Here is a 25,739-nt window from a genome sequence, read left to right as displayed (position 1 = left end):
CGAGTAACATCTTTCAGGCAAACGCCTCCTCGATAAATGCTTCCAGCGCCTTGTCTTCCAATATCTCGATGGAGAAGTGCCCGAAGCGCTTGGGCAACCAGATGATGCGGGCCCCGGACGGGGATTGCAGGTTCGCGCGGGCGAGTGGTTTTCCATTTTCGTCTTCTGGCTGAACACCCGTGGCCAGCAATTCGTCATAGGCCTGCTCGATGTCCGGCGTGGAGTAGCAGTGGCGGTAAATCATGCCTTCGCCCGACGAGTCCAAAAGCTCCTTCAGATTCCCCGCCAACGGTTGCACCAGCATGAAACGCTCCTGACCGATCAACGCAATCGCGTAGCGCACGTGCAGACCACCGCGTTCCCAGACGAGCGTTTTAGAGATCCTGGCCTTCAGAGTCTGTGCGTAGTAAGCACAGGCTTCTTCGAGATTCATGACCAGCACATCGACGTGACTGAACTTCAGTTCCATTGCATTTCTCTTTTCGATCCGGTGTCCAGGGCAGTGACCGCAGCCTCAGCATCAGCAGGGTTTTCACGTAGCTGTTTGCGCACCGAACAGTTGAATCGAGAGCTGCGCGGCTAACACTTGCGCGCAGCGCCAATTGTGCATTTGCAGGGTTACTCAAGTGCCCCTCCAATTTGCCTACACAGATACATCAACGCTCCCACGAGCCAACAGCCATTCCTGATAGACCGCAGTGCTGTCAATCGAGAAGTCGCCATGGTTAGCGCTGATGGTGTTCTCTTCAAGGCTTCCGGATTTGATCAGAGGCTGGAGGTCTTCCACCACAGGCGAAGCGCCGCTTTTGCTGATGAACTGCTCATTGGGCAATTCGACAGCGTTGCCTTTCGCGTCGAACGTTGCCGGGTTTTGATCAGATTTATAGCGGGCTTTCAGCTGTTCCAGATCGCGTTCTGCCTCGCGAAAACTTTTATCGATCTGTGCCTGGGTTTGCGCTGTCACATTGGCGATCTGGATCTTGCCGGCGGTCACGTTGCCACTTTCCAAAGACCTTTTGAGCGCATCAACGTATTGCGGCGCAGGTAAGTTGCTTCCGATCATTTTCACGCTCCTTGGTTGGTCACCGAGTAGCAGAGCAAAAGTCAGGCCACTCGCTGAGTGCCTTGTCCTTCAAGGCGTTGGAGGGTCACAGAGGTGAGTCGGTGGCACGCGCTTGCCGAGAACGGCAAAGCATTGCCCTCGACGTTTCCGGCAAGCACTCCTGGGCCTGGATTCATTCCTCTCTTCAAATTACTCATACGCCGTAACAAGCCGCTGTAACAATGAGCGCGAGGAAACAGACCAGTTGAACGCAATAGAAGGTAAACCGAACCGCCACCAACCTGCCGGTTTGCGCATGAGATACGTGAACCAGAGACTGGCACACGCGAGCGATCAGGACGAGTATGCACAAGTAGTTAACGGCAGGGGTGTTGACGCCAAGGGCTGAAATCACGAACACGATGGCGCCAAAGACCGGCAGGTTTTCCACACAGTTCGCGTGTGCTCTTGTTCCGCGCCGATACCAATCCTCGCCCTCGAGCTGATCGCTTCGGAAAGAGGCAATCGGAACATTCGAGAACAGGATTCTGACCCAGCGATACACCCCGACCGTTGCCATCAACAGCAGCAAAGTCCAGGTTGAAAATCCAAGCAACATCCACATCGGTATCGTCATGGCTGCCATCCTCGATTCAGCGCGTCATTTCACAGCTGCGCGGCCGACGCGCGGTCGGTCGCGCCCCGTCGATCAATTGCTCATGATGGGAGCCAGCGCGGTCTGAATCCTGGACATCTGTGCGGGTGTTGTCATGTGCACAAGCAGCTGGCCAAAGTGTGGGTGCTGCACGCCCGAGATAATGTATTGCCAGCGGTAGGCGCTCAGTACGCAGGCTTTGATCTGCGCTGTCTCGTCAACACTGAACGATCGTGAAACATTGCGAATAAAGTAGTCGGCATCGGCTGCCGATTGTGCCTGCAGGATTACGTCGACGGCTGTCACCAGCGCAATCAGATCGTTCACGGCCTGGTCGTGCTCGGCTGGCGAAAGTTTCGCATGCTCCGCCTGCCACTCCAGCTCATCGAGTACGACGTGCCGGCTTTCATCCTTCCAGTGAAATTTGAAGACATCCTTGAAGAGCGGGCACAACTCCTCGCGCGGGGCGATGCTTTTTGCGTAGTGCGTTTGAACAAAAAGCTCGATATGACAGGTCAGCGCCAGCACCGACCAGGTGCTGGCCGCCAGTACCGCGCGCGCCACATCGTTTGGATCGGCAACTTGACGATATCCCGCTGGCAATTGCGAGCCCATCATCGCCTCTATGCGCCGGAACAGCTCCTGGTGCTTGATCTCATCATTGGAAAAACGCACCAGCGCTTCGAGCGCGAACTGATCGTCAAAGACATGGGCCCGACCTTGATCGAGCATTTTGGCACTGATAAAACGCTCGACCAGGCCAAAGATATACGCATAGGTTCGGCCCTGAATCTGACTGAGCAGGCGCGCTTCATCCGTGGTGAGAAAGGTCAGGCGGTCGATCCGCGAGAGTCCGTCGGGCAAGAATTTTCGCGAAAAGTCGAAGCTGCGGTCCTGTAACAAATCGCGGTCGATCTGCCATTCGGCTTTCTTCGAGGATCTGACAAGTTGAGCATAACGGGCGGCGTTGCCCGAATCTGCGCCGGGTCGGGTAGCGACGGTGTTCATCTCGATCTCCTGCGTCCTGGTTGAGTTGGAAGGGGGCAATTACGGTTCACGTCGGAGCCAATGAGCCTGGTTGAAGCCTCTGGGGATCGTCTCGATCACTGAGTCCACGTTGGTGCTAATCTAGACCTCGCCGTTCAGGCGAAGAATGACTGGTGCGCCTGATTACATGCTCCGGACTCCGGAAAGGAGGGCTGGCAATTGTTGGATGCGCTTTCTGATGTCCTGCGTGTCATTCGGCTGTCTGGCGGGGTCTTTCTCGAGGCGGAACTCACTGCGCCTTGGTGCATCAACGGAAGAATTTCCGCGGATGATTGCAAACCGTTCCTGGCGGCACCCCGACATATCATTGCGTCGCATTTTGTCGCGGCGGGGCACATGCAATTGCGAATCGGCGATGGCGCCACCCTCGACGTGCGGGCAGGCGAACTCATTCTCATACCTCGCAATGACGTTCATACGTTTGGCAGTGATCTAAGCATTGCGCCCATGTCGGCGCGCGACGTTATTCAGCCGCCGGAGGTCGGCGGCATTTCACGTATCAAGTACGGTGGGGGCGGCGAGGTCACACAATTACTGTGCGGATTCCTCGGCTCTGAAACGCCGTTCAGTCCGTTGCTTTCGTCGCTGCCATCCTTGTTGAAACTGGACATGCGCGCGACGGCTTCGGGAGCCTGGATTGAAAGCTCATTCCGATTTGCTGTCAGTGAGATCGCGGCGGGGCGCGTCGGCTCGACAACGGTCATCGCCAAGCTATCCGAATTGCTCTTTGTCGAAGCCGTCAGCCAGTATGTTGCGAGCCTCCCTGCTGAGCGGCGCGGGTGGCTGGCGGGTTTGCGGGATCCGCCTATCGGGCGCGCATTGGCGCTGCTTCATGCTCGGCCAACCGAGGGCTGGACTGCAGAAGGCCTGGCGCTTGAAGTTGGCATGTCGCGCTCGGTATTCGCCGAGCGATTCACGGCATTGGTCGGACAACCACCGATGCAATACCTGACGCTTTGGCGTATGCACGTGGCGGCTCAGCACCTGCGCGAAGGTCGCGGGAGTGTGGCGCAAGTCGGTTTTGCAGTTGGCTACGAATCCGAAGCCGCGTTCAGTCGCGCCTTCAAACGCCAGTTCGGCACATCACCCGGCACCTGGCGCAGACAATCGGCATGAGCAGGGCTAGCGAGACTGCGGCCAGTGATCCTGGATTTCATGCCATACAGCCTTGGACGTCACCTCGACATGCTTCTGTTTGTCGCACGCAAAGGAGGTGTCCAATGTCCCAAGCGCTATGGAGATCCAATCGGAGTATTCGCCCTGGCTGGTTGACCAGAATAGCGACGAGCCGCAGCGAGTGCAAAACTGGCGCTCGACAGATTCCGAGGACGGGTAAGACCGGATGTCATCGTTACCCTGTACAAGATCAAAGTCGCCACGCAAAACACTGCCATAGCTCGCAAATGCAGCTCCATGGCTTTTGCGGCATTGGCTGCAATGGCAGTGCGAAACGGCTTTTGGACGTGACCCGAGTTGGTATTTGACGGCGCCGCAAAGGCAACTGCCTTGTAAGGTCTCGGTCATTTTTGCTGGCGTTCCAATGATGAGGGGACGGCACTGTAAGCGGTGGGCAGATGCAGTGTCGAGCGAGTGCCTCAGGCTGTTTGTTCGCCGATGCGAGGGTCCACTTTTGGCCAAGAGCACATGCCTGGCTTTTCTCGATCTACGTCATCGGCAGTTCCTTTGCCAACTCCTTGCGTTCCGAGTAACGGTCAACGAGGTCCGGACGATCCCGCAGCAACAGGGTGAACTTCACAAGCTCCTCCATGACGTCCACCACCCGGTCATAAAGAGAGGACGGTTTCATGCGGTTGTCTTCGTCGAATTCCAGATAGGCCTTCGGTACGGAGGATTGATTGGGGATGGTGAACATCCGCATCCAGCGCCCCAACACGCGAAGTTGATTCACCACGTTGAACGACTGAGAGCCACCACTGACCTGCATCACTGCGAGGGTTTTTCCCTGGGTCGGGCGAATGGCGCCTATCGCGAGCGGTACCCAGTCTATCTGCGCCTTGAACACGGCAGACATCGAACCGTGGCGCTCGGGCGAACACCAGACCTGTCCTTCGGACCATTGCATCAGCTCGAGCAACTCCTGGACTTTCGGGTGATCGCTCGGTGCGTCATCCGGTAGAGGAAGGCCCGATGGATTGAAGATCCTCGTTTCTGCACCGAAGTGTTCGAGCAAGCGGGCGGCTTCCTCGACCAGCAGGCGACTAAATGAACGCGGTCGGGTCGATCCGTACAACAGCAGGATTCGCGGCTTGTGCCGGGGGTCGTCACCGGCAATGGACTGAGTCAGGGAGGCGTCGAGACAGGGTAGTTCGTGGGTCATGAGGGCTCCGGTCAGAGGGTGCTGATACGATCGAGTTCGCGCTTCAAGGCATCTCGGTCAAGTTCGCCGAAGGGCAGGGCGAGGAAGGCACGGCAGCGTGTTTCGATACGCGCCAGGGTCGAGTGGAAGGCTGCGGTGACGACCGTTTCGTTGCCCTGCACTTCAGAGGGGTCTTCCAATCCCCAGTGGGCCTTGAGCGCCGGCCCGAAGTAAACCGGGCACGCCTCGCCAGCGGCGTTGTCGCAGACGGTGATGACAATGTCCGGTGGATTGGCTTCGAACGCGTCGTTGCCTTTGCTGCTCAACCCGTCGATCGCGATGCCGGCCTCCTGCAACGTCACAAGACTGCACGGCAAAACCTGGCCCTTGGGGAAGCTGCCGGCACTGATCGCCTGAAAACCTTGCGGCGCAAGATGATTGAACATCGCCTCGGACAGGATGCTGCGGCAGCTATTGGCGGTGCACATAAACAGAACGCGCATGGTGATTCCTATTTGCACATATGGTTATTCGAATATACGGTTACCCATATGAGCTGGTCAAATGCTGTCTAACTGCTCATTCACGCCCCGCAACCGACGTGAAATGGTCGACGGCTTTCAGAACGCAAGCCTGAGGACGCTTAATCACGCGCCTTGCGTGGATGTTCAATGTGCGCGGGCGCAGACGACGGCACGCCTAATTTCTGCATTCGGCCAACACCACTTGGCAGGTATCCGGCGTGCCACCGGAGCGGCCGGCATAGCGAATGCAGTTACTCAAGGATTTCTGGCGGGCCATGTTCAAGGTGTCCCCCCAAGCGAGGCCGCCTTCGCCGGAAGTGGGCAGCGCTTTGGCATAGCAGCTTGAGCCTACGCTTGAGGCCGAATAGCGAGCCGTGGCCGCTTTGCCTGAACATCCCGCCATCATCGCCAGGTTGATGGCAAGCAGGGAGGGCAGGATCCATGACGAATATTGGCGTGCTGTTTTTCCGGTCATGGCGTTTTCCTGCAAGAGGCGGCTAGCAGCGTGTATGTAGTCGTGTACTTATCAGGTTAGACGGTTGGCTGAAGTTGAGAAGTGCAGATGAGGCAAGCTGCGCGACAAACTCTTACGCGCAGCCAGAAGGGTTAGCGAGCCTGCGGCCAGTGATCCTGAATGTCATGCCACACAGCCTTGGACGCCATCTCGACATGCTTTCCTTTGTCGAAAGCGGTGGGCGGATGCAGTGCCGAGCGAGTGCTTCAGGATTGTTGCCCGATGCAAGCGTCCACTTTCGAGCGAAATCACAGGCCTGGATTGTCTCGATCTACGTCATCGGCTCAATTGCTCGACCAATTCAGGCGTCACGTAATGCGGCCCGTCGAACAGGTACAACGGATAGCCGTCATACGCCGCCAACTGCGGTTTGAGTTCGGCGGCAGTGGCGGAGCGGAAGCCGCCACCAAAGTTGGGGCGGAAGGCTTCGACGATGATTCGCACACGGTCTTTGCCCAGGCGTTGGCGCAAGGCGTCGGCGTAGGTTCTGGCGACCGGTGCGGTGCGGGCGTAGACGCCGACGCCGTCCTGGAAAAACACGCCAATGTCATTCGGCAGCCACTGTTTGAGCCATTCGGCGGTGGCGGCAGGGCCGATATTGGCGCCGTCATACACGCTGATCCACAGCGGTCGCGGCAGCTTGGCGAGCAGGGCAGGCAAGTCTTTGGCGCGGGTCCAGCTCGGATCGACTTCCGCAGGGAAATACCAGCCGGTGACGTGTAGCGGCGTAGGCAGTTTGGCGATGCGTTCGGAGACTTCAGCCAATTGTTCGATGTTGTCCCGCGAGCGATTCTCGCTGAAGTAGCCGGCCAGCCCGAGGATCACATCCTGCGCCCAGGGCGCCTTGGCGATGCGCGCCCAATCGGGGAGTACCGGCACACTCGGTAGCCCGGTACCGGCAATGAAAGCCTGATCGTCGACCACGGTCCATTGCACCAGCAGTTCACGGGCGCCGAGTTTTTCCCAGTGGCCGGTGATGCCGACCGTCTTGTTGTCCGGCTGCCAGACGATGCCGACAATCCCCGGGCTCGGGGCCTTTTTGGTCATGTAGAGCATGCCGGTTCCTGCACTGAGGGTGACGGCAAACAATAGCGCGGTGACCGTCGCGCGACTCGCGGTGTAGCCAGGAATATTCACGGCAGTGCCTTGTTGATGCGTTGATGCCATTGGCTCAGCGAAGTGACGCCCTTGGCGTTCCAGTTGGCTGTCGCATCGGGGCCAAGGTGAAACTGGCCCTCGTTGAATTGCCAGACGATCACTTGCGGTTTGTGTTGAGCAAAATCCGCCGACTCCAGGTATTGCAGCAGCGTAGCCCATGGGCCGACATCGCCGGGGTTCCAGGTCAGCGCGACGGGGCGGTCGAGCGCATTGGAGAGCTTCTGTGTAAAGCCAAGATAAGGTTGGACAAAGCTGTTGCCGATGACTTGCACCGGTGCTGGCGCATCATCGATCAGCAAGTCGTTTTCCGCTTGATGGCGAACGGTATAGATGTCGCGACCAATCGCCTTGCGTTTGACCGCCGGCAAAAAATTGCTCGCCAGGTCGCCGAACGCGCGGCGGTCGAACCACTGGCCCAGCGCCGCGCCACCACCGGGTTCGCCTTGCAGCCGGTAGCGCTCGGTAATCAGTTGTGCGGTGGCGTCGGCGGTGTTTTCGGCGCTCCAGGCAGTCCAGTGATAGTCGGCGCGGTAAAAAGCCGTGTGTTGACCTTGCTCGGTGCTTTGCAGGATGGGCTTGATGTTCAGCGTGCTCAGCCCTGCGCGAATCAGGTCACTCTGCAAGTGTTCGTAACGCTGCATCACCGCCGTGCTCAGCGGCTGATCGGCCGGCAGGCGCTGTGCGTAGAACGGCGCTTTCATCGGCACCACCAGCACGACCAGCCCGATGTGCGCGCGTTCGAGTCGCTGCTGGAGTGCTTTGATCAGCTCAATGTTGCGGGTCGTGCCGGTGGTGTCGACCTTGTTCAGGCTTTCCCAGGCCGGAAACAACCATCCGCCATTGCCAGTGATCACAGCAGACGCCGCTTGCACGGCGGTGCCTGACAAGCTCGACAGGAGGCCGGCGAGCAGGGCGGGCATCGACCAGCGATGGATAAAACGCGAGGGTTTGCATTGAAGGGTCATGGCGCGGTCTGATCGACAAGGCCAATCAGCCGTGGCGCCTGGCGGGTGCCAACCAGAAACAGGCTGTAGCGATCGCCCGCCTTGAACGGTGCCAGTTTCATCGGGAGGCTGCGGTGCTGATCGCAGCTGGCAACCAGCGTCGCCTGCACCGGGTTGATGGCGCGCTGGGCTTGCCCATTGAACGGCACCTGACTGAATACCGGGGCGCCGTTGGCCAATTGGACATTGGCCCGATCGCAACCGTTGCCCAGGTTGTACACGTTAAGTTCGGCGCGCAGGTCTTTGCCGCGCAGTGGCGGGTCGATGACCAGGCGTGGTGCCAATGCCGGGTCGTTGTCGAGAATCAACGTTACCCACGCACCTTTTGGGGCGCTCAGGTCCTTTATCTCGCGACCATTGACGGTCAGCTGCAGCGGCTGCCGCGAGTCGACGACCTGGAAGGGACTGGCCAGCGTGTTCTGGGCGGAAAGGGCAACATTCGCGCCTTGGCCCACCCGGACCTGCATGGCGGTGTCGTGCGGGTTGACCACCCGCATCCAGGCCGAACCCTCGGGCAATGTTGGCGCGTACAGCTGTGCGATTTCGGGGGCAGCTTGCACCCACGTCGGGATCAGGCCAAGGCCCAGCCACAAACAGATTCGGGCGTTCATGCACGTCCTCAATAGGAATAAGTCAGGCGAGCGAACACGCCTTCAGCGCGGTCATCGCCCATGACTTTTACGCGGTACTGCAGGGAAAAATCCACGTAGGAGCGGGGCGCGTTGTACGCATCTTCGCGGAACCAGTAGCGCACGTTATTGCCGACACCCACGCCCCCGGCCTTGCCGGAGGATGACTCGGTGTTGCCATCGGCGCCGGTCCCGCTGTTCATTTTCGAGTCGTAGTCGAACGCGGCCACGACATGGGGGAAACTGACCCAGCGCGAACCTGCGCCGCCGATGGCGTAGCTGCGACCGACCTGCCATTCGCTGTTGAAATAATCCCGCGAGTCGTTGATGTAATGACCGGCTTCAGCGAACAACTGCGAGGTCCACCAACTCGAGGCGTCGACCCGCAAATCGGTGCCGATGCTTGAGCCATAACCCAGGCGCACCAGCCAGTCACCGTCGATGTCCGACGATCCCAAGGGGAACGTGCGCTCGACGGCGGCCATCACGTTCAGCGCGGTGAAGGGTTTGATGCGTACGCCCACGGCGCCTTGCAGCGCATCGAAACCGGTATCCGAATCACCGTTCTTGCTCCACAGCGTGTCGGTGACGCGTCCGTACAGTTCGACGAATCGTGCATTGCGATAACCCAATGGGCGCCAGGACAGTTCAGTGCTGTTTTGCAAGCTGTCGTTGCTGGTGCTGCCGCTGCTCGGCGCTGAACTCAAGCCACTGCTGGAGCTGTTGCCGCGATAACTGGTGGTGCTGGTCAACCCGATTCTGCGCGAGACATCGCCCACCGCACGGCGGGTGTCGAACAGCTGCTGCGCGGGCATGTCCATTTCACCGGCGTGCTGCGCGTCGATGACGCGCTCGAAGTACCCCACGGCTTGCTCGTCTTCATGGGCGCGCATCGCGGTGTAGGCCGCATCCTGAGTGGCCGTCGGCGTGAGCCGGGTGTCGGCATCGGCCTTGCGGAACGACGCGTTGGCCGCTTCATCATCGCCGGCCTGGACCGACAAATAAGCGATCTGCAAATCACTCATCGATTCCAGTTCGCCGCTGTCGCGAGCTTGTTGCAGCCGTTCGCGGGCGGTGCGGCGCTGGCCGATGGCGGCGTACAAACTGGCCTCTTCGTACGCGGGCAGGCTGCCCAGGGCCAACGCCTGGGTAAAGTCTTTGCGCGCTCCGGAGTCATCGCCGATTTGTTGACGCAGGCGCCCGCGTTGAGACAGCAATCGGGCGTCATCTCCCGTGAGCTTCAGACCTTCGCTGGCCGCCGCGATCGCTTCAGGCACCCGTTTTTGCTCGCTCAGGGCACTGACCAACAGGCGCCGGTAAGCCGGATTTTGCGGTGCACGGCGGACGGCCTCATTCGCCAGGGCAACCGCCGTCGCAGCCTCCTTGCGGGCCAGCGCTGCATAGGCCTGGGCGGCCATGTCGGTTCCGCCGTCGCGCTGATTGCCCGGCCAGATATCACAGACAAGGCCGAAGGCGGTTTCCTGACAGTTCAAGGCCGGTGCAGGAAAATGGGCCACAGTTTTCGCACCGTTGTCTTTCTGCCGCAGCGCCAGGCGGGCAGCGGTGCGTCGGCGGGCTACTTCGCCGCTTTCATCGTCGGCCAGTGGCTGCAGATGATCGAGCGCTTGTTGCGGCTCGCCATGGGCCAGTGCGGCGTCGGCGGCGAAGAAACGGATGTCGCGGGTTTCCGTTTCCAGCAGGCCGTCGATGGCCAGAGCGTGATTCAGATCAGCCTGGGCCGCTTGGGTTTTGCCCTGACGATCCAGGGCGTAGCTGCGCAGAATCCACGGTGCGATCTCCCCATCGTCCTGAGCCAATGCGCCTGACGCCGCCAGCTCGGCCCCTCGGTAGTCGTTGGCAGCGAGCAGGGCGCTGATCAGCAGTTGTTGATTGGCGGCAATTTCCGGTGCCCAGGCGACGGCCTTTCTGGCCTGATCCATGGCAAACGGCACACGGCCTTGCTCCAGGGCGCGATAACCCTCAACCGCCAGCGGCGCGGCCAGTTGTCGACGAATCGCTTCGCGGCGCATCAGTAACGTATCGTCGTCGGGAAACACAGCCAGCGCCTGGGTGGTGGCTTGATCCGCCTCTTGCAAATGCTGTTGGCGCTGCAAGGACTCGATCAGCAGCAGGCGATAGTCCATGCGTTTTGGCGCCTGCGCGATGGCTTTGCGTGCCGCCACGGCAGCGGCGTCGAAGTCATCCCGGTCATAGGCCTTGAATGCCTGGGCAGCGGCACCGAAACCTGGGGCCTGGCGCGACTGTGGATAGCGCTTGGGATGATCGCGCAACTCCTTGTCGCGCTGAGCCAGCGCAATCAGCGTGTGCAGACGGCTGATGTCGGCGCGCTGGCGCAAGGCTTCGCGGGCCTTGGCGATGGCCAGGTCATAGTCTTTGCGTTCGTAGGCGCTATACGCCTCGTTGGCGTTGACATAGGCCGGGCCGGTCAACGGCAGCGGCAGGGTTTCGCCATGCACCAATGCAGGCAGCAGGCTCAGCCCCGTGGCCATGAGGGTCAGCAAGGGACGGTTCATGCCGGTAGCTCCGCAGGGTAGTGACTGTGCTGACGGGCGACGGCCTTTTCGATGGTGGCGCGAGGCAACACGCCGCTGTCGACCAGATAGTCGCCGATGCGACCGTGACGCTGCGGGCGGTACTGCAACATGGCGCGGTTGAACTCGCCGCGATCCAGCAGGCCCATTTCGATCAACAGGTCACCCAGCAGTGGCGCGCGGGCATCTGGCACGGCTTGGCCATCGCGTACGTTCAGTTGACGCAACTGCGCAACGATTTCGCTTTCCCGGGCAATCAGCTGCACCGGTTCGCTACCCAATACCTCGCTGACCTGTTGCAGGCCTGCGGCCGGCAACGGGCTGGCCACGGCAACTTGTGCGCGGCCGTCGGCATTCAAGCCAAGCGGCACCACGCGCCAGCGCAGAGCGAATTCATCGTCCAGTGTCAGGGGCGACGACTGCGCCTTGGCGGCCACATCGAACACCCGCGGCAAGTCGTTCTGAAAGGCGATGGCTTCCGCCAGTGTCTCGTCATCCAGCCAGCCGTTGCTGAGCAAAATCCGCCCCAGTGGCATGTGCCGGGTTTTCTGTTCGGTGAGGGCACTTTGCAGATCGGTTTCGTTGATCGCCTGCCAGGACAACAGCACGCTGCCGAGCTTGCGCGGTGCGGCGGCCACCAGGTCGGTGGACGGGAAGTCGTGCATGGTCTTGTCCCACACCAGCTTGCGGTTGAGCACCTTGCCGACCAGGAACATGCGCCAGGCCCGTGACGCGGCCATGAAGTTGACGAAGTTGCCGACCACCATGCGCGGGATCGACAGCAAGCCATGCTGCCAGCCGTACAGCACGGTGGTGAAATAGCAGCGGTGAGCGATGCGCCAGGCCAGCGCGATACCGTTGGCCAACAGCAGGTATTGGATGACGCCGCTGGTTTCAAATGGCGTCGGGAAACTGACGTCCCACAGGCCGCTCTGGCGCAGGATGATCAGCGCCAGCAGTTGCACCAGAATGACGTAGGCGATGATGCTGACGAACGCCGTCACCACGCCTTTGCGATCGCGAAACAGCAGGTAGCGGTTGGCCAGCGAACCGTTCCAGCCCATTTGCTCCCAGCCTTGCAGGCCAATGCCCAGGGTCCAGCGGGCTTTCTGACGGAACGCGGTGCGGAAGGTATCGGGAAAGAACTCCCGCACGCACAACGGCATCTCCAGGGTCGATTCGTAAGGCTTGCGAAACCATGATTTACGCAACACCCGGAACTGCACCGGGAAGCGTACGAAGATTGCATTCATGCCGACCTTGGCCAGGCGTGCGCCGACGTCGTAGTCCTCGGTGAGGCTGTCGGTATTGAACGGCTGGTTCTGGGTCTCCCCGGCCAGCACGCGCAGGGCGCGATGGGAGAAACAGGTGCCGACCCCGGCGGAGGGCACGGTGTCGGTCATGCTTTCACGCACCACCAGATCTTTGCCATGCCACTCGGCGAATTCATCCATGTACGTGCCGGCCACCCACTCGTACCAGTTGCGCTCCAGCGACACCACGGGCAACTGGATCATGTCCTTGCGCGGCAGCAAGTAGTTGAAGAGGCGCAATTCCATCGGGTGCAGTACGTCTTCGCTGTCGTGCAACACCACGCCAGCGAAGGTCATGCCGTGGGTTTTTTCGTGCAGGAAAATGGCCTGGATCACCCAGTTCAGGCAGTCGGCCTTGCAGGTCGGCCCGGCATGCGGGACTTCCACGCGATGCAGCTGCTTGTAGCGCCGACGCATGCGCTCCACTTCATCGATGGTGCGCTGGTCGTTGATGTAGGTACCGACGAAGACCACATAGTTCTGATAATCCAGGGTCGACACCATGTTCTCGATCATCGGCGCGATAACGTCGTATTCCAGCCAGGCCGGGACCATGATCGCCAGCGGCTGTTCATCCCGAGCCATCAACTGGTCGGCGGTCAGCGGCCGGTATTTTCGGTCCACGGTGAACTTGCGAAACAGGCGGCGAGACCAGTACCACAGGTCAATGAACAGATCGTCCAGGCTGGAGATCAGGATCAGCACCGCGACCACGAGGGTCGAGATCTCCAGGAAGCTGTAGTAGTGGGCCAGCCAATAGGGCCAATAAAGCGACGTCATCTAAGGTTACCGTTACTGGCGATTGCGGCGGGCACTACGGCCAGCCAGCAACAGGATGAGGACCAGCAGGATGCCGCCCGGAATCAGCCACAACAGCGACGGCGTGCGCCAGGCGTCGAGGCCCTTGGGTGCTTCGTTGTCGATCAATTGGCTGCCGCTCGGATCCTGTGTATCGAAGGTGGTCAGTGCACCGTGGTCACCCAGAATGGCGACGTCGCCGCGGCTCAGCAGAATCTGTTTGGCGAAGCGCGGTGCGTCGGTGCCCAGGGCGCGATAGACCAGACCGTGTTGGCCGCCGGCATCCACCACTTGCAACGAGGCCAGATGGTTGAGCGGCTGCACGTCCAGCAACACTTGATCCTTGTGATTGATGCGCAGGCGACCCTGTTCATCGACTTGCACCGATTCCTTGCTGTCCTTGATCGGCAACTCGAAGGCCAGGAAGGTTTTGTCCGCTGTGACCGAAGCCTTTGCATCAGCACTGACCTTCAACTGCGCGCGCAACGGCGATACGCCCACGGCGTCAGCCACCGAAATCACCTGCGGCAGGCTGCTCGCCGGGTGTTCGAGGTAGGCCTGTGGCACAAGGATTTGCGCGTCCATGGCAAACCGCGCGGCCATACCGGCGAAGTCATCACCCAGAGCCGTTTTATCCAGCACGATGTGGCTGGTCGGCAGCACCGAGACCGGGAAGGCTTGCGGCGTTTCCAGGCAGCGATCACTCACTGGCTGACGCTGGAACGACACGCGCAAGACGTTCGTTGCCCCCACCGCATAACGCGGGATACGCGCTTCGATGCGCTGCATTTCACCGTTGGCCTCCAGCTGTTGCGCGCCAATCAGATAATCGTTGAGAAACAGCGAAGCCACTGGTGCGGTGTCCGATGCACCGGGTGCGGCGGACACGTCGATCACGGCCTTCACCGGCAGGCGACCGTCATAGGCCACGCTGCCCAACGGGAACGACGTGCTCCAGTCGGACTTGGCCAGCACGTCGATGGCGCCGGGGTTGCCACCCAATCGCGACAACGCCACGCGACCGTCGGCGCTCAATGGCAACTGCGCTTCGCTGACCGTTAATTGGCGGCTGCGTGCCAGGGTGTTCCAGGCTGAGCTGAACAACGCCAGCGCCTTGCCGGTGGCTTGCGGCGCGATCATCAGCACCGGACGTGTGCCGAGCAAGGCCAGGCGCACGTTGTCAGTACCGGTAGCGGCCAGACCTGCGTTGACATGGCGCTCACGCCACTGCGTGAAGGCGCTCGTTGCCGTGGCGTCGAGGCCTTGGATCTGGCTCTGCAGCGCGTCGAGTGATTCATTGACGGCCTTGAGCAGTTGCGGGTCGTTGATAGCCAGATCGGCCTGGACGTTTGGCGTCTGGCCCAGCATCAGCAATGCGCCGATTTGCGCCGCGTCCGCCAGAACGTGGGGGCTTTTGCCGTTGAGGCTGGCGAACGCGGGAATGGCCAGCAACTCGGCCGGGATGCGCAGGCCGCCAAGGTCAACGCTGTCTTGAATGGCCGGGAAGGGCAGGATGCGGCTGTGCTTGCCGATCCGCTCCAGCGCTACACCGAGGCGCCAGGCCGCATCGTAGCTTTCGGCAGACAAGGTGCCCGGCGCGACCATGATGCCCGGTTTGCCAGGCAATGCCGTCCAGGCAGCGCCGACGTCCTGCAACAGGTTGGCGTCGTAGCTGTAGGTGAGGCGGGTGTCGGGCTCGATCCGCAACACATTGCCGATGGCGCGTTCGTCTTCGCACAACACACGGGACACGATGGACGACCAGGCAACGCCCAGGCGTAGGGAGCCGCTGTCCCGTGCTTTCTTGTCCACGCCGAGCGTGGCGCTGGCGTCACCCTGGGCTTCGCTGAGCCCTTCGGCGCGCACCGGATAGCCGTCCAGCGACAGCAACAACGTGTTGCGGCCGCCTTCGCCATTGAGGTAACTGGCGTTGAAATTGAGGCTGGCCTCCGTCAACGGTACACCCGCCGGCAGCGGCAGATACAGTTCGCGGCGGGCATCGGTGGAGCCGAGGATGATTGGCGCGTCGATTCCCAGATCGCTCAAGCGCACCTCACGCTCCTGGCGAGTGTCGGCATTGAGTCGGTTGATCGCCTGGGTGAGCGGGCTGTCCGCGGCCAAGGCAAAGGTCGGCATGAGCGCGAGCAGGCTCACGCCACAGGCAAGGGCGCTGAGCGCACCCGTATGGATGGCAACGGAAGACTTCATTCAGGTCGATCTCGAGCAGATTGGGGGAGGAGCAGTTTTGGTTTATAGAGAGGTGGAGGCCGGGAGGTTTTCCCCGGGCTCCTCGCGCACGGCAGCCGCTGTCGGGTGTTGCAGGAACGTGGGCAGCGCGCGTGCCATGACGAAATCATCGACCGCGCGACCCAGCAAGGCGTCGACGATGCGCGCGCTGGCCTTTCCATCGCCATAAGGGTTGGCCGCCTGGGAGCAGCGACGCCACAGGAGGTCGTCGTCAAACAGCGCGTTGACCCCGGCGATAATCGAGTCCGGTGCAGTGCCAACCAGGCGCACAGTGCCCGCTGCGACCGCTTCCGGACGTTCGGTCACGTCACGCATGACCAGCACCGGTTTGCCCAGGGACGGCGCTTCTTCCTGCACGCCACCGGAGTCGGTGAGGATCACGTGAGCCCGTTGCATCAGGCGCACGAAGGCCAGATAGTCCAGCGGCTTGATCAGGTGCACGTTGGGCAGATCGCCCAGGTGCTCGGTGACCGGGCCCATGACATTGGGGTTCAAATGCACCGGATAGACGATCTGGATATCCGCGCGCCGGGCGAGATGACTCAGGGCCTTGCAGATATCCAGGAAGCCTTCACCGAAGTTTTCCCGCCGATGCCCGGTCACCAGCAGCACCTTGCGGCCGCTCTGCAGAAACGAGAACTGCTGGTCCAGGCTGGCCCGCAAGTCAGCGTCCAGCTCGATGCGCCGTGCGGTCATCTGCAACGCGTCGATCACCGTATTGCCGGTCACGAAGGTGCGGCCCTGCAAGCGTTCATCGAGCAGGTTCTGGCGCGACTCTTGGGTCGGCGCAAACAGCATGTCGGCTCCCAGGTCGATGCAGCGACGGTTCATTTCTTCCGGCCACGGGCTATAGATATCGCCGGTGCGCAGCCCGGCTTCCACATGGCCAACCGGGATGCGTCGATGAAACGCCGCCATCGCGGCGACCATGGCCGAGGTGGTGTCGCCATGCACCAGCACCCTGTCCGGGCGGGCTAATTCCAGCACCGGGTCAATCGCTGCGTATAACGCCGCAGTCAGCGAGTTGAGCGATTGGTGTTGCGTCATCACATCAAGGGTGTAATCAGCCTTGAGGTCGAACAGATCCAACACCTGTTTCAGCATGCTTTGATGCTGGCCGGTGACGCAGATCTGCGAATCAATGCTCGGTTCTGCGGCGAGAGCTTTGACCAACGGCGCCATCTTGATGGCTTCTGGACGGGTCCCGAAGATCGAAAGGATCTTAATCTTATGGCGAGCGATGATGCCTTCCTTGCGCAGTTTTAGTGCACAACACAACAGCGGCTCAGGTTTATTGAAACTTGAGCAAGCTAGCGGTTTGAGTTTAATTAAGGTCGGGTCATCGGCATATGAGGTTAGCTGATGTTCACTTCTGATGAGGAAGTGTCTTGCCGGGAACCCGGAATCGTCCGGATTATTAGCATCTAAGAACAGTATTTAAAAGTGTTATATGTATTTTTTTATTTAATTAAAAAGTTTGAAACTTTTATATTCGTGGTCGGGTCTTTTATGGTTTTTTGAAATTTCAGAAAGATAGTTGTAGGTCGTTGGTTCATGATTAACATGATGAATTATATAGGGTTTTATTTCTGCAGTCCGTTCGTCGGTGCGTTTGAATTATTCTCGCAGTGTAAGAGTCGGGGGGTGTTCTGTAAGGCGTCGGCTGGCTGGAGTATAGCGAGTAATAGTCACTTAAGTGGCGCCTGTATATTGTCGCGATGTCGTTATTTTTTATGTTCGCGTCACGCGTATTTTATAAAAGTCGTGCTGCGAATTGGCAGGGTAAGTGTTGTGGGCTGCCAAATAAAACCTGGCCAATCACTTCGCTTTCCAGTGTCCACCGCCTGACTCACAATCGATCTTCACCTGGCTCAAGTGTTCCGCCTCGTAGTAGTACGTTGTTACTTGGGCAGTGTCGGGAATGTTAAGCGACTTGGTGTTCTTGTCCTTACTGGTGGAGTGAGGATTGGCCAGCGACTCCTGAGTCAAGGTTGCGATGCAAGTGGCCTGATAATGATCGTCGCACTGTTCGACCTTTTTCTTGGTGCTGGTCGTCATTTCCTTGCTTTCATTGCTGCCTGACCAATCGATGGAGTTTGCGAGCAAGGTGCGGATCATGGCGCTGTCTGCAGAGGAACCGGATGGAGGAGCGTGGACCGTTTTGCGATATCCTCATTTACCAGACTCCCTGTCCGTTAACGCAACCGAGTGCCACACACATTGATCGAACGACGCCAATTTAGCGGGGGCATGAAGGGGAAGAATCTTCGCTATCTGAACGACAACCCCGATGAGCCTGTTCAACTGACACGGACCGGCTTTTTGCTGCTCGAACATTTTTCGCTGCCGGCGTTTACGCAGGCGCTGGATACGATCGTCACCGCGAATCTGCTACGGCCAAAACTGTTCTCGTCGCGCACGTTCGGCTTGCACGACGGGGAGGTCGTCAGCGATCTGGGACTGGTCATCCGGCCGGATGCGCGCATCGATTGTTCCGTCGTACACGACCTCGATCTGTTGGTCATTTGCGGTGGCTACAGGACAGAGCTGAAGGCGACAGATCAGCTGATCAGCTTGCTGAGAGCCGCGTCGGATCATGGCGTGAGTCTGGCCGGTTTGTGGAATGGCGCCTGGTTCCTCGGGAGTGCAGGCTTGCTCGATGGCTATCGTTGCGCGATTCACCCCGAACATCGCCCCGCGCTCGCGGAGGTGGCGAAAACGACGCATGTCACCAGTGAGCCTTTTGTCATTGACCGAGACCGGCTCACGGCATCCAGTCCTTCGGGTGCCTTCCACATGGCCCTGGACTGGATCAAAGGTCTGCACGACAAGGCCCTTGTCGAAGGGATCGAGGACATCCTGGCGTTCGAAGAGTCGCGTTACCGGCGGATCAAACCGACGGAAAACGTCTGTGTGAGCGCACCGTTGCGTGAAGTGGTGAAGCTGATGGATGCCAACCTCGAAGAGCCGCTGGAACTGGAGCAGTTGGCGGTTTACGCAGGCCGTTCTCGCCGCCAACTCGAGCGTCTGTTCAAGGAGCAGCTCGGCACCACGCCTCAACGCTATTACATGGAATTGCGGATTACCGAAGCGCGGCGCCTGCTCCAGCACACGGAACTGTCCCAGGTGGATGTGCTGGTGGCGTGTGGTTTTGTGTCACCGAGTCATTTCAGCAAGTGCTACAGCTCGTATTTCGGGTACAGACCGTCCAAGGAAAAGCGGCTGGTCAAATAGACCCCTCAATAACTGTAGGAGCAAGCTCGCTCCTACAGTTCAAATGTTCGTCTCGACATGCGTTGTCGTACGACTATCTGATTTTCAAATACCCACGGCCACACCCGGACGACTAACCTCTTCAAGGGCGGCACAGCCTTTGCTATTCGGCGTGTTGTCTGTCGAGACGAACGGCCGTTTTCAAGATTGACAGCCGGGTAGGGGAGTCGTTATAAAAGGCGCAGTTGTACGATGACATACGATGTTACACCCCTAAAAACAAAAACCGGGTCCCATCATGAACTCAATCCGCTTTCTCGCCTCACCGCTTGCCGCTTCTTGTGGTCCGGTCCTGACTGCCTGCCCTTGCGCTCAGTCATCTCCGTTGTTTGTGGCCGCCCCGCCAACTCCCCGATTGCAAGTGCTACTCGTCTGACGCGAGCCACAGAGCAGTGTGCTGTGCGTAAGAATTGATCTCGCTTGAAACCGAGAGATCATCACCACAATCCAATAATAAAGTGATGCCATGAATCTGAACGAGCCCATTAATGCGCAACGTGTCGGCCAGGCGGTCGGCAAATATCGCTGGACGATCTGTGCGCTGCTGTTCTTCGCCACGACCGTCAATTACCTCGACCGCCAGGTGCTCAGTCTGTTGGCACCGGATTTGTCGACGCAATTTGGCTGGAGTAACAGCGACTACGCCAACATCGCGTCCGTTTTCCAGTTTGTGTACGCGATATCCATGCTGTTTGCTGGCCGGTTCGTCGACAAGATCGGCACCAAAAAGGCCTACATCATCGCGATCAGCATTTGGTCGACCGGCGCCATGATGCATGCCTTTTCTGTGCCGATGGGCGAGGGCATCGCGGCGGTGAGCAGTGCGTTCGGACTTGCCGTCATCCCGGTCTCGATCGCGGGCTTCATGCTGTCTCGCGCCGTGCTGGCGATAGGCGAGGCGGGTAACTTCCCGATCGCGATCAAGGCCACGGCCGAATACTTCCCGAAGAAGGAACGCTCCTTTGCCACCGGTATCTTCAACTCCGGCGCCAACGTCGGCGCGATCCTGGCGCCGATCTGCGTACCGCTGATTGCCAGCCTGTGGGGCTGGGAAGCGGCGTTCATCGTAATCGGCATGTTGGGTTTCGTCTGGGTGACCGTGTGGATTGCGCTGTACGAAAAACCTGAAAATCAAAAACGCCTCTCGGCAGAGGAACTGGCCTTCATCCGCAGCGATGCGCAGGTGATTGCCACCCCGGCGCCGGGCGTTGCCGAGAAAAAAGTCTCGTGGTTCAAGTTGCTGACCTACCGTCAGACCTGGGCGTTCGCCTTCGGCAAATTCATGACCGACGGCGTGTGGTGGTTCTTCCTGTTCTGGCTGCCGACCTACCTGTCGGCGCAGTACGGCATGAAGGGCGCGGCCATCGTGTTGCCGTTGGCCGTGTTGTACAGCATGACCATGGTCGGCAGCATCGGCGGCGGCTGGTTCCCGAGCTATTTCATGGCACGTGGCGACGCACCGTATGACGGTCGGATGAAGGCCATGCTGGTCATCGCGTTCTTCCCGTTGCTGGTACTGCTGGCGCAGCCACTGGGTTACATCAGTTTTTGGGTGCCGGTGATATTGATCGGCATCGGGGCGTCGGCGCATCAAGCGTGGTCGTGCAACATCTTCACCACCGTGTCGGACATGTTCCCGCAAAAATCCATCGCTTCGGTGGTCGGCATTGGCGGTTTGGCCGGGGGCATGGGCGGGGTCGTGATGACGAAGATTGGCGGGTGGGTGTTCGACTACTACAAATCGATCAACGATATTCACACCGGCTACATGATCATGTTCGCCATCTGTGCGGTGGCCTACCTGGTGGCGTGGAGCGTGATGAAACTGCTGGTACCGCGCCACAAGGAAATCACCGATCTGTAATCGGCCGGCCTGAGAAGTTGAACCGGGGGGCGGCGCGCGCAGCCGCTACCGGTTCAGTTCGCTGGCCACTGCACTTCCGTTAGCGGGCTTATGCGGTTGAATGACGATCCGAGCCTCACCCCTTGGCTCGGTGTCGCAATCGTGAGTACGAAATCAGCATGCTGGTCAGTTCTTGGGTGACTGGAGTGAAGGGTGACACTCGGCGGCTGATCAAGCACACCTCGCGCGACTCCAGCGGCTCGCGAATCGAAATGCTGGTCAGCGACGACGAAAACAGCTTCATGCCGGGAAGCAGGCCGGGCTCAATAGTCAGGTAGTCTGTCTCGGAAATGATGTGCAGGATTTCCAGCGGCGATTCGGTCGTGATCGCGATCTTCGGAGGCGGCAAGCCCTCGGCTTTGAACAGCTCGACCAGATGGTTCTCCGCGCTCCCTGCAATTCCCTCCGGGCGGACGCTGATCCACTGGCAATCGGCAAGGTCGCGCACTGAGCCTGCATCCGCCAGCGGATGTCCCTTGCGTGCGATGACGCTGGCATTCGAGCGGTAGAGCTGCTCAATCTGCAAGTCGATATCGCAGACGTCGGCGCTCAGTGGACACATCACAAAGTCGAGCCGGCCCGCGCGAATCATTTCGATCAGCCTCTTCGTCTGACCACTGGCGACGTGTAACTGCACGTTTGGAAATCGACGGGTAAAACTGTTGAAGACGGGCATCAGGCACGCAGCCAATGGTTCCGCCGTCACCCCCAGGGCGATCAGACCTTCGGGCGCACCGTTGCACTCTCGGACGTCTTGTACTGCGCGATCACACTCCAGAATGATCGAGCGTGCCCGGCTCAGGAAAACCTTGCCGGCCAGGGTCAGGCTGATGCCTTGATTGGAGCGCACCAACAAGGTTGCTCCCAGTTCTCTTTCCAGACTTTGAATCGACTCGGTCAATGTGCTTTGAGCTGCGTCCAGTGCCCGTGCCGCCGAACGAAAGCTGCCCATATCGACCACCGAGCAAAACGCTCGGAGCTGGATCAGCTTCACGAAGCAGTGATCCAGTTGTTGCCGTTGTGGGCATGGGAAGCGAGTGGGGTAGAGATTTTGAGGCTGCTTGCGGTGTTCATGGCTGACTCTCCAAACGGCAAGGGTTATGGCTGCTGATTATCGGTATCGATTGAATCGTATGCGATGTAATAATATTCAAGCAAAGACCCATCGATGTCAAAGCTCGTGTTACGACTTGGCGACGAGCGGTGATGTGTTTCATCTCAACGGGCGAAGGGCCGCGGGGTGGTCGGAAAAGCCGAAGGTGATCGGTTTTTCCGTCATTCCCGGCACTTTGTGTGTGTCTATAAAATGAGCTGCGTCAAATAGTTACGTTTCTTTAGTGCTATTTGACTTTAATAAAAAAACTCAAGGAATTACTGATGAGCAAAATCGAAAAAGTCTTGGCTACCGGCAAAACGCACACCACCCTGAGCAGCTCTGGCAACACTTCGCGCGGGCACAACGGCAACCTCGACATCGAACTTTCAACGCCGGGAAACGCGAGGCCGGCCCACGTATTTGCCGCCATCCAGCCGCACCCCACGGCCGAGCAGTTGTTTGCCGGCGCATGGTCGGCCTGCTACATCGCAGCGCTTGGCCTCGCGGCCAAGGAGTTGAACGTAACTATTCCAGCTGAAGTGTCCGTCGATATCGAGATCAATCTGGGGCAAACCGGGAACGCTTACTTCCTGCAGGCAGGGTTCAACGTAAACCTGCCAGGCCTGCCTCATGAGGTCGCCTGCGCTGTCGCGCATGCTGCGGATCAGATTTGCCCTTACTCGAAGGCCACGCGCGGCAACATTGACGTTTATTTGAATGTTCAGACGTCGTGATTCAGATGATTTGCTGGGTTTCTCAATCAGGACTGATGCCATGACTACTGCTTCAACAAATACAGACCGTGCTTCTGCTGAAATACGCCCCTTTCATTTCAGCGCCCAAGAAACTGAACTTTCCGAGTTGCGCAGGCGTATAAATGCAACAAGATGGCCAGACAAGGAAACCGTCAATGACTCCTCTCAAGGGGTACAACTGGCGACCATCCAGAAGCTCGCCAAACATTGGGCGACGACGTATGACTGGCGAGTCATTGAATCGAAAATAAACGTCGTTCCAAACTTCATCACTCATATTGACGGCTTGGATATCCATTTCATTCATGTCCGCTCAAAACACGAGAACGCGTTGCCCCTGTTGATGGCGCATGGGTGGCCTGGGTCGGTGATCGAGTTGATGAAAGTCATCGGGCCGCTCACCGATCCCACGGCGCACGGTGGTAGTGCTTCCGATGCGTTCAGCCTGGTGATTCCATCGATGCCGGGTTACGGATTCTCGGAGAAACCGACTTCGGCCGGTTGGAATCCCGCTCGTATTGCCGATGCATACATCGAGCTGATGCAGCGTCTCGGCTACACCCGGTACGGAGCACAAGGGGGTGATTGGGGCGCTATCGTCGTTGATCTGATGGGTGTGATGGCTCCACCTGGCTTGATCGGTATTCATTCGAACATGCCTGGCGTCATTCCACCTGACATTGATGCCGCGTTGTTTCGCGGCGCCCCGTTGCCCAGTGGTCTTTCAAAGGAAGAGAAGCGAGCAACTGATCAACTCGCCAACACCTACAAGCACATCGGCTACGCAATCATGATGGGTGACCGGCCTCAGTCGCTGGCCGGCCTCACTGATTCGCCCGTTGGTTTGGCGGCCTTCATGCTTGATCACGACCCCAAAAGCTACGAGATGATTGCGCGTTCAATTGACGGGCAACTGGAAGGCCTTACGCCCGATGACGTCCTCGACAACATCACGCTGTTCTGGCTGACCAACACGGCCGTTTCCTCGGGGCGGCTCTATTACGAGAACAAGTCGACCTTCTTCGCCATCAAGGGTGTCAACATCCCGGTGGCGGTCAGCGTGTTCCCTGATGAACTGTACGAGGCGCCGAAAAGTTGGTCGGAGCAGGCCTATCCCAAGCTTGTGCATTACAACAAAGTTGCCAAAGGGGGGCACTTTGCTGCGTGGGAGCAGCCAGCGTTGTTCTCACAGGAAGTGCGGGCCGGGTTCAAGTCGCTGAGGTAAGTGACAAGCCACAGGCATGAAGAATCTGATTCTGGATGTGTAAGGATCAGACTCGCCGCTGCCGGCAGCAGTTTCCGTCGACGCACGGCTCGCCAGGGTCATCCCTGGTGAGTCGTTCGCCTGCCGCAGGAGGAGTAATAATGGAACGAGCACTTCCGATACCATCGCATGCGATGTATAGTTTGGCCTTGCGATCCATTTATCTCTGGCCCGGAGAATGCTCATGAAACCTGCTGAAAAGCCATCCGCCCTCGACCTGAAGCTTTCCGACTTCCTGTGTTTTGCGGTCTATTCCTCTAACCTCGCCTTCGGCAAGGCTTACAAGCCAATGCTTGAACGGCTCGGACTCACCTATACGCAATACATCACCCTCGTTGTGCTGTGGGAGGAAGACAACCAGACCGTTGGCAGCCTCGGCGAAAAACTATTCCTCGAATCCAACACCCTCACGCCGATCCTGAAAAAGTTGGAAGCCATGGGTTATGTGCTGCGCCAGCGCGACCCCGAAGACGAACGCCAAGTGCGGATCAGCCTCACAAAAGAGGGGCGAAAACTGCGTGAGGGTCTCTCGGAAGACGGTTTCCCGCAAACCGGTCTTGATGCTGACGAGTTCGTGCAACTGCAGCAGGCCATTGTGAAGTTGCGGGGCAATCTCATTCGTACGACGAAAGACAGGGAGTAAGGCGATTCAACCGTTCGAGCCTGTCTTCCCTATGGCACGACGACAGGCAAGCCAGTCATACAACCCGCGGCGGCCCTTTACCCTGCTTACCTCACCAAGCATCATGGCGGCCCGCACTCAAGCCAACCGGTGCCGGACATTCCTGGTGAAAAGGAGCTGCAGTTGAACGAACAGACATTGTCCAAGCGCCTGGAGCGCGTGGCGGCGCATATGCCTGCCGCTGCGCGCCTGGCCGATATCGGCTCGGACCACGCCTACCTGCCGGTGGCGTTGATGCGCCGTGGCGCCATCGCGGCGACGGTGGCGGGGGAGGTGGCACTGACGCCGTTCCGCTCGGCCGAACGCACCGTGCGCGAAAACGGCCTGGATCAGTGGATTACCGTGCGCCTGGCCGATGGCTTGGCGGCGATCGAGCCGGGAGACGGGATCACGGCGATCAGCATCTGCGGCATGGGCGGCGAGACGATCCGCGACATCCTCGACAACGGCAAGGTGCACCTGAGCGGCGGCGAGCGCTTGATCCTGCAGCCCAACGGCGGTGAGCAGCCACTGCGTCAATGGCTGATGGAAAATGGCTATCGCATCCTCTGCGAGGAAGTGCTTCGCGAAAACCGTTTCGACTACGAAATCATCGTCGCCGAGCGCGCCGGGCCGGTGACGTACACCGCCGAGGAACTGTACTTCGGCCCGCTGCAGATGCAGGTGCGTAGTCCGGCGTTCCTGGTCAAGTGGCAGCGCATCCTGCGCCATAAGCAGCAAACCCTGACCCAGTTAGCCCGCGCTCGGCAGGCTGTGCCTGAGGAGAAGGTGCAGGATGTCGCCCGGCAGGCGCGGTGGATCAGCGAGTTGTTGGCTTGAGTACGTTCCAGGGTTGGATGAAAGGTTAACCAAGCAGCGAGGCGCGCCCGACTCCTGCGTGGGTAGTGCCATAGACTTCGGCAACCTTCGCAAGCACTGACAGCACACTATAGTAGAAGGCGTCATTGGACATAAAGAAGGTGCCCG

Annotated in this window: 23 protein-coding genes and 1 pseudogene; 7 read left to right on the top strand and 17 right to left on the bottom strand. The window is 59.2% G+C overall.

Annotation, left to right across the window (positions count from 1 at the left end):
* Positions 1 to 13: 13 nt before the first annotated feature.
* The 4 genes from ACI77H_RS29025 to ACI77H_RS29010 all read right to left on the bottom strand — a co-directional run bounded on the left by ACI77H_RS29025 (position 14) and on the right by ACI77H_RS29010 (position 2,705).
* Positions 14 to 469, bottom strand: coding sequence for a VOC family protein (locus ACI77H_RS29025; protein ID WP_407015283.1), 456 nt, complete (start codon positions 467 to 469; stop codon positions 14 to 16).
* A 174-nt stretch (positions 470 to 643) separates the two neighbouring features.
* Positions 644 to 994 (bottom strand): hypothetical protein, encoded by a 351-nt coding sequence (locus tag ACI77H_RS29020; protein ID WP_407015281.1) that lies wholly within the window; start codon positions 992 to 994, stop codon positions 644 to 646.
* A 262-nt stretch (positions 995 to 1,256) separates the two neighbouring features.
* Positions 1,257 to 1,679, bottom strand: a complete 423-nt coding sequence (locus ACI77H_RS29015; protein WP_407015279.1) for an MAPEG family protein — start codon at positions 1,677 to 1,679, stop codon at positions 1,257 to 1,259.
* Between the two features lie 72 nt (positions 1,680 to 1,751).
* On the bottom strand, positions 1,752 to 2,705 hold the full coding sequence (locus ACI77H_RS29010) for a hypothetical protein (protein ID WP_407015278.1): 954 nt from the start codon (positions 2,703 to 2,705) through the stop codon (positions 1,752 to 1,754).
* A 198-nt stretch (positions 2,706 to 2,903) separates the two neighbouring features.
* Between ACI77H_RS29010 and ACI77H_RS29005 the strand changes: the two genes are divergently transcribed.
* Positions 2,904 to 3,860: an AraC family transcriptional regulator gene (locus tag ACI77H_RS29005; protein WP_407015277.1), complete on the top strand. Its 957-nt coding sequence runs from the start codon at positions 2,904 to 2,906 to the stop codon at positions 3,858 to 3,860.
* Positions 3,861 to 3,866: 6 nt separating this feature from the next.
* Here ACI77H_RS29005 and ACI77H_RS29000 read toward each other — a convergent pair whose 3' ends face one another.
* From ACI77H_RS29000 to ACI77H_RS28945, 12 genes and pseudogenes are all read right to left on the bottom strand, one after another.
* Positions 3,867 to 4,268, bottom strand: a complete 402-nt coding sequence (locus ACI77H_RS29000; protein WP_407015276.1) for a GFA family protein — start codon at positions 4,266 to 4,268, stop codon at positions 3,867 to 3,869.
* Positions 4,269 to 4,407: 139 nt separating this feature from the next.
* On the bottom strand, positions 4,408 to 5,082 hold the full coding sequence (gene arsH / locus ACI77H_RS28995) for an arsenical resistance protein ArsH (RefSeq protein WP_407015274.1): 675 nt from the start codon (positions 5,080 to 5,082) through the stop codon (positions 4,408 to 4,410).
* An 11-nt stretch (positions 5,083 to 5,093) separates the two neighbouring features.
* Positions 5,094 to 5,564: an arsenate reductase ArsC gene (locus ACI77H_RS28990; RefSeq protein ID WP_407015272.1), complete on the bottom strand. Its 471-nt coding sequence runs from the start codon at positions 5,562 to 5,564 to the stop codon at positions 5,094 to 5,096.
* Positions 5,565 to 5,760: 196 nt separating this feature from the next.
* Positions 5,761 to 6,060: a hypothetical protein gene (locus tag ACI77H_RS28985; protein WP_407015270.1), complete on the bottom strand. Its 300-nt coding sequence runs from the start codon at positions 6,058 to 6,060 to the stop codon at positions 5,761 to 5,763.
* Positions 6,061 to 6,375: 315 nt separating this feature from the next.
* Positions 6,376 to 7,155, bottom strand: a complete 780-nt coding sequence (locus ACI77H_RS28980) for a hypothetical protein (RefSeq protein ID WP_407015332.1) — start codon at positions 7,153 to 7,155, stop codon at positions 6,376 to 6,378.
* 77 nt (positions 7,156 to 7,232) lie between these two features.
* A complete protein-coding gene (locus ACI77H_RS28975; protein WP_407015268.1) occupies positions 7,233 to 8,222 on the bottom strand; it encodes an alginate O-acetyltransferase AlgX-related protein in 990 nt (329 codons plus the stop codon).
* Positions 8,219 to 8,872, bottom strand: a complete 654-nt coding sequence (locus ACI77H_RS28970; RefSeq protein WP_407015266.1) for an alginate O-acetyltransferase AlgF — start codon at positions 8,870 to 8,872, stop codon at positions 8,219 to 8,221. The genes ACI77H_RS28975 and ACI77H_RS28970 overlap by 4 nt, the downstream gene beginning before the upstream one ends.
* Positions 8,873 to 8,880: 8 nt before the next feature.
* A complete protein-coding gene (locus ACI77H_RS28965) occupies positions 8,881 to 11,424 on the bottom strand; it encodes an NfrA family protein (RefSeq protein ID WP_407015265.1) in 2,544 nt (847 codons plus the stop codon).
* The gene (locus ACI77H_RS28960) at positions 11,421 to 13,535 is read right to left on the bottom strand and encodes a glycosyl transferase family protein (protein ID WP_407015264.1); all 2,115 of its coding nucleotides are present in this window, start codon (positions 13,533 to 13,535) and stop codon (positions 11,421 to 11,423) included. Before ACI77H_RS28960 ends, ACI77H_RS28965 begins: the two co-directional genes overlap by 4 nt.
* Before the next feature lie 12 nt (positions 13,536 to 13,547).
* Positions 13,548 to 15,761 (bottom strand): hypothetical protein, encoded by a 2,214-nt coding sequence (locus ACI77H_RS28955; RefSeq protein WP_407015262.1) that lies wholly within the window; start codon positions 15,759 to 15,761, stop codon positions 13,548 to 13,550.
* Positions 15,762 to 15,803: 42 nt separating this feature from the next.
* Positions 15,804 to 16,982, bottom strand: coding sequence for a non-hydrolyzing UDP-N-acetylglucosamine 2-epimerase (wecB, locus tag ACI77H_RS28950; protein WP_407015261.1), 1,179 nt, complete (start codon positions 16,980 to 16,982; stop codon positions 15,804 to 15,806).
* 636 nt (positions 16,983 to 17,618) lie between these two features.
* A pseudogene (locus ACI77H_RS28945) lies at positions 17,619 to 17,897 on the bottom strand (hypothetical protein); the annotation flags it as partial.
* Positions 17,898 to 18,020: 123 nt separating this feature from the next.
* Between ACI77H_RS28945 and ACI77H_RS28940 the strand changes: the two are divergent.
* Together ACI77H_RS28940 and ACI77H_RS28935 are read left to right on the top strand one after the other, a co-directional pair.
* The gene (locus ACI77H_RS28940; protein ID WP_407015259.1) at positions 18,021 to 19,034 is read left to right on the top strand and encodes a GlxA family transcriptional regulator; all 1,014 of its coding nucleotides are present in this window, start codon (positions 18,021 to 18,023) and stop codon (positions 19,032 to 19,034) included.
* A 505-nt stretch (positions 19,035 to 19,539) separates the two neighbouring features.
* The gene (locus ACI77H_RS28935; RefSeq protein WP_407015257.1) at positions 19,540 to 20,937 is read left to right on the top strand and encodes an MFS transporter; all 1,398 of its coding nucleotides are present in this window, start codon (positions 19,540 to 19,542) and stop codon (positions 20,935 to 20,937) included.
* A gap of 115 nt (positions 20,938 to 21,052) precedes the next feature.
* Here the strand turns inward: ACI77H_RS28935 and ACI77H_RS28930 are convergent, their stop codons facing one another.
* Positions 21,053 to 21,970: a LysR substrate-binding domain-containing protein gene (locus ACI77H_RS28930; protein ID WP_407015256.1), complete on the bottom strand. Its 918-nt coding sequence runs from the start codon at positions 21,968 to 21,970 to the stop codon at positions 21,053 to 21,055.
* Between the two features lie 383 nt (positions 21,971 to 22,353).
* Between ACI77H_RS28930 and ACI77H_RS28925 the strand changes: the two genes are divergently transcribed.
* From ACI77H_RS28925 to ACI77H_RS28910, 4 genes are all read left to right on the top strand, one after another.
* Complete coding sequence (locus ACI77H_RS28925) at positions 22,354 to 22,806, top strand: Ohr family peroxiredoxin (protein ID WP_407015255.1); 453 nt, start codon at positions 22,354 to 22,356, stop codon at positions 22,804 to 22,806.
* 40 nt (positions 22,807 to 22,846) lie between these two features.
* Positions 22,847 to 24,052 carry an epoxide hydrolase family protein gene (locus tag ACI77H_RS28920; RefSeq protein ID WP_407015254.1) on the top strand — a complete coding sequence of 402 codons (1,206 nt, stop codon included), beginning with the start codon at positions 22,847 to 22,849 and terminating at the stop codon, positions 24,050 to 24,052.
* A gap of 223 nt (positions 24,053 to 24,275) precedes the next feature.
* Entirely contained in the window at positions 24,276 to 24,734 is a 459-nt protein-coding gene (locus ACI77H_RS28915; RefSeq protein WP_407015252.1) for a MarR family winged helix-turn-helix transcriptional regulator, read from the top strand.
* A 162-nt stretch (positions 24,735 to 24,896) separates the two neighbouring features.
* On the top strand, positions 24,897 to 25,592 hold the full coding sequence (locus ACI77H_RS28910) for a tRNA (adenine(22)-N(1))-methyltransferase (protein WP_407015250.1): 696 nt from the start codon (positions 24,897 to 24,899) through the stop codon (positions 25,590 to 25,592).
* Positions 25,593 to 25,739: the final 147 nt, after the last annotated feature.

The organism is Pseudomonas sp. O230 (genome assembly GCF_045447035.1).
Classification (GTDB): Bacteria; Pseudomonadota; Gammaproteobacteria; order Pseudomonadales; family Pseudomonadaceae; genus Aquipseudomonas.
This window is presented reverse-complemented; position numbering and strand designations above follow the sequence as displayed.

What these genes read in the sequence shown, in the direction of transcription:
- ACI77H_RS29025 (WP_407015283.1), bottom strand. Translation starts at nt 469, where the DNA reads ATGGAACTGAAGTTCAGTCACGTCGATGTGCTGGTCATGAATCTCGAA.
- ACI77H_RS29015 (WP_407015279.1), bottom strand. Translation starts at nt 1,679, where the DNA reads ATGACGATACCGATGTGGATGTTGCTTGGATTTTCAACCTGGACTTTG.
- ACI77H_RS29010 (WP_407015278.1), bottom strand. Translation starts at nt 2,705, where the DNA reads ATGAACACCGTCGCTACCCGACCCGGCGCAGATTCGGGCAACGCCGCC.
- ACI77H_RS29000 (WP_407015276.1), bottom strand. Translation starts at nt 4,268, where the DNA reads ATGACCGAGACCTTACAAGGCAGTTGCCTTTGCGGCGCCGTCAAATAC.
- arsH (WP_407015274.1), bottom strand. Translation starts at nt 5,082, where the DNA reads ATGACCCACGAACTACCCTGTCTCGACGCCTCCCTGACTCAGTCCATT.
- ACI77H_RS28990 (WP_407015272.1), bottom strand. Translation starts at nt 5,564, where the DNA reads ATGCGCGTTCTGTTTATGTGCACCGCCAATAGCTGCCGCAGCATCCTG.
- ACI77H_RS28985 (WP_407015270.1), bottom strand. Translation starts at nt 6,060, where the DNA reads ATGACCGGAAAAACAGCACGCCAATATTCGTCATGGATCCTGCCCTCC.
- ACI77H_RS28980 (WP_407015332.1), bottom strand. Translation starts at nt 7,155, where the DNA reads ATGCTCTACATGACCAAAAAGGCCCCGAGCCCGGGGATTGTCGGCATC.
- ACI77H_RS28975 (WP_407015268.1), bottom strand. Translation starts at nt 8,222, where the DNA reads ATGACCCTTCAATGCAAACCCTCGCGTTTTATCCATCGCTGGTCGATG.
- ACI77H_RS28970 (WP_407015266.1), bottom strand. Translation starts at nt 8,872, where the DNA reads ATGAACGCCCGAATCTGTTTGTGGCTGGGCCTTGGCCTGATCCCGACG.
- ACI77H_RS28965 (WP_407015265.1), bottom strand. Translation starts at nt 11,424, where the DNA reads ATGAACCGTCCCTTGCTGACCCTCATGGCCACGGGGCTGAGCCTGCTG.
- ACI77H_RS28960 (WP_407015264.1), bottom strand. Translation starts at nt 13,535, where the DNA reads ATGACGTCGCTTTATTGGCCCTATTGGCTGGCCCACTACTACAGCTTC.
- ACI77H_RS28955 (WP_407015262.1), bottom strand. Translation starts at nt 15,761, where the DNA reads ATGAAGTCTTCCGTTGCCATCCATACGGGTGCGCTCAGCGCCCTTGCC.
- wecB (WP_407015261.1), bottom strand. Translation starts at nt 16,982, where the DNA reads ATGGCGCCGTTGGTCAAAGCTCTCGCCGCAGAACCGAGCATTGATTCG.
- ACI77H_RS28935 (WP_407015257.1), top strand. Translation starts at nt 19,540, where the DNA reads ATGAATCTGAACGAGCCCATTAATGCGCAACGTGTCGGCCAGGCGGTC.
- ACI77H_RS28925 (WP_407015255.1), top strand. Translation starts at nt 22,354, where the DNA reads ATGAGCAAAATCGAAAAAGTCTTGGCTACCGGCAAAACGCACACCACC.
- ACI77H_RS28920 (WP_407015254.1), top strand. Translation starts at nt 22,847, where the DNA reads ATGACTACTGCTTCAACAAATACAGACCGTGCTTCTGCTGAAATACGC.
- ACI77H_RS28915 (WP_407015252.1), top strand. Translation starts at nt 24,276, where the DNA reads ATGAAACCTGCTGAAAAGCCATCCGCCCTCGACCTGAAGCTTTCCGAC.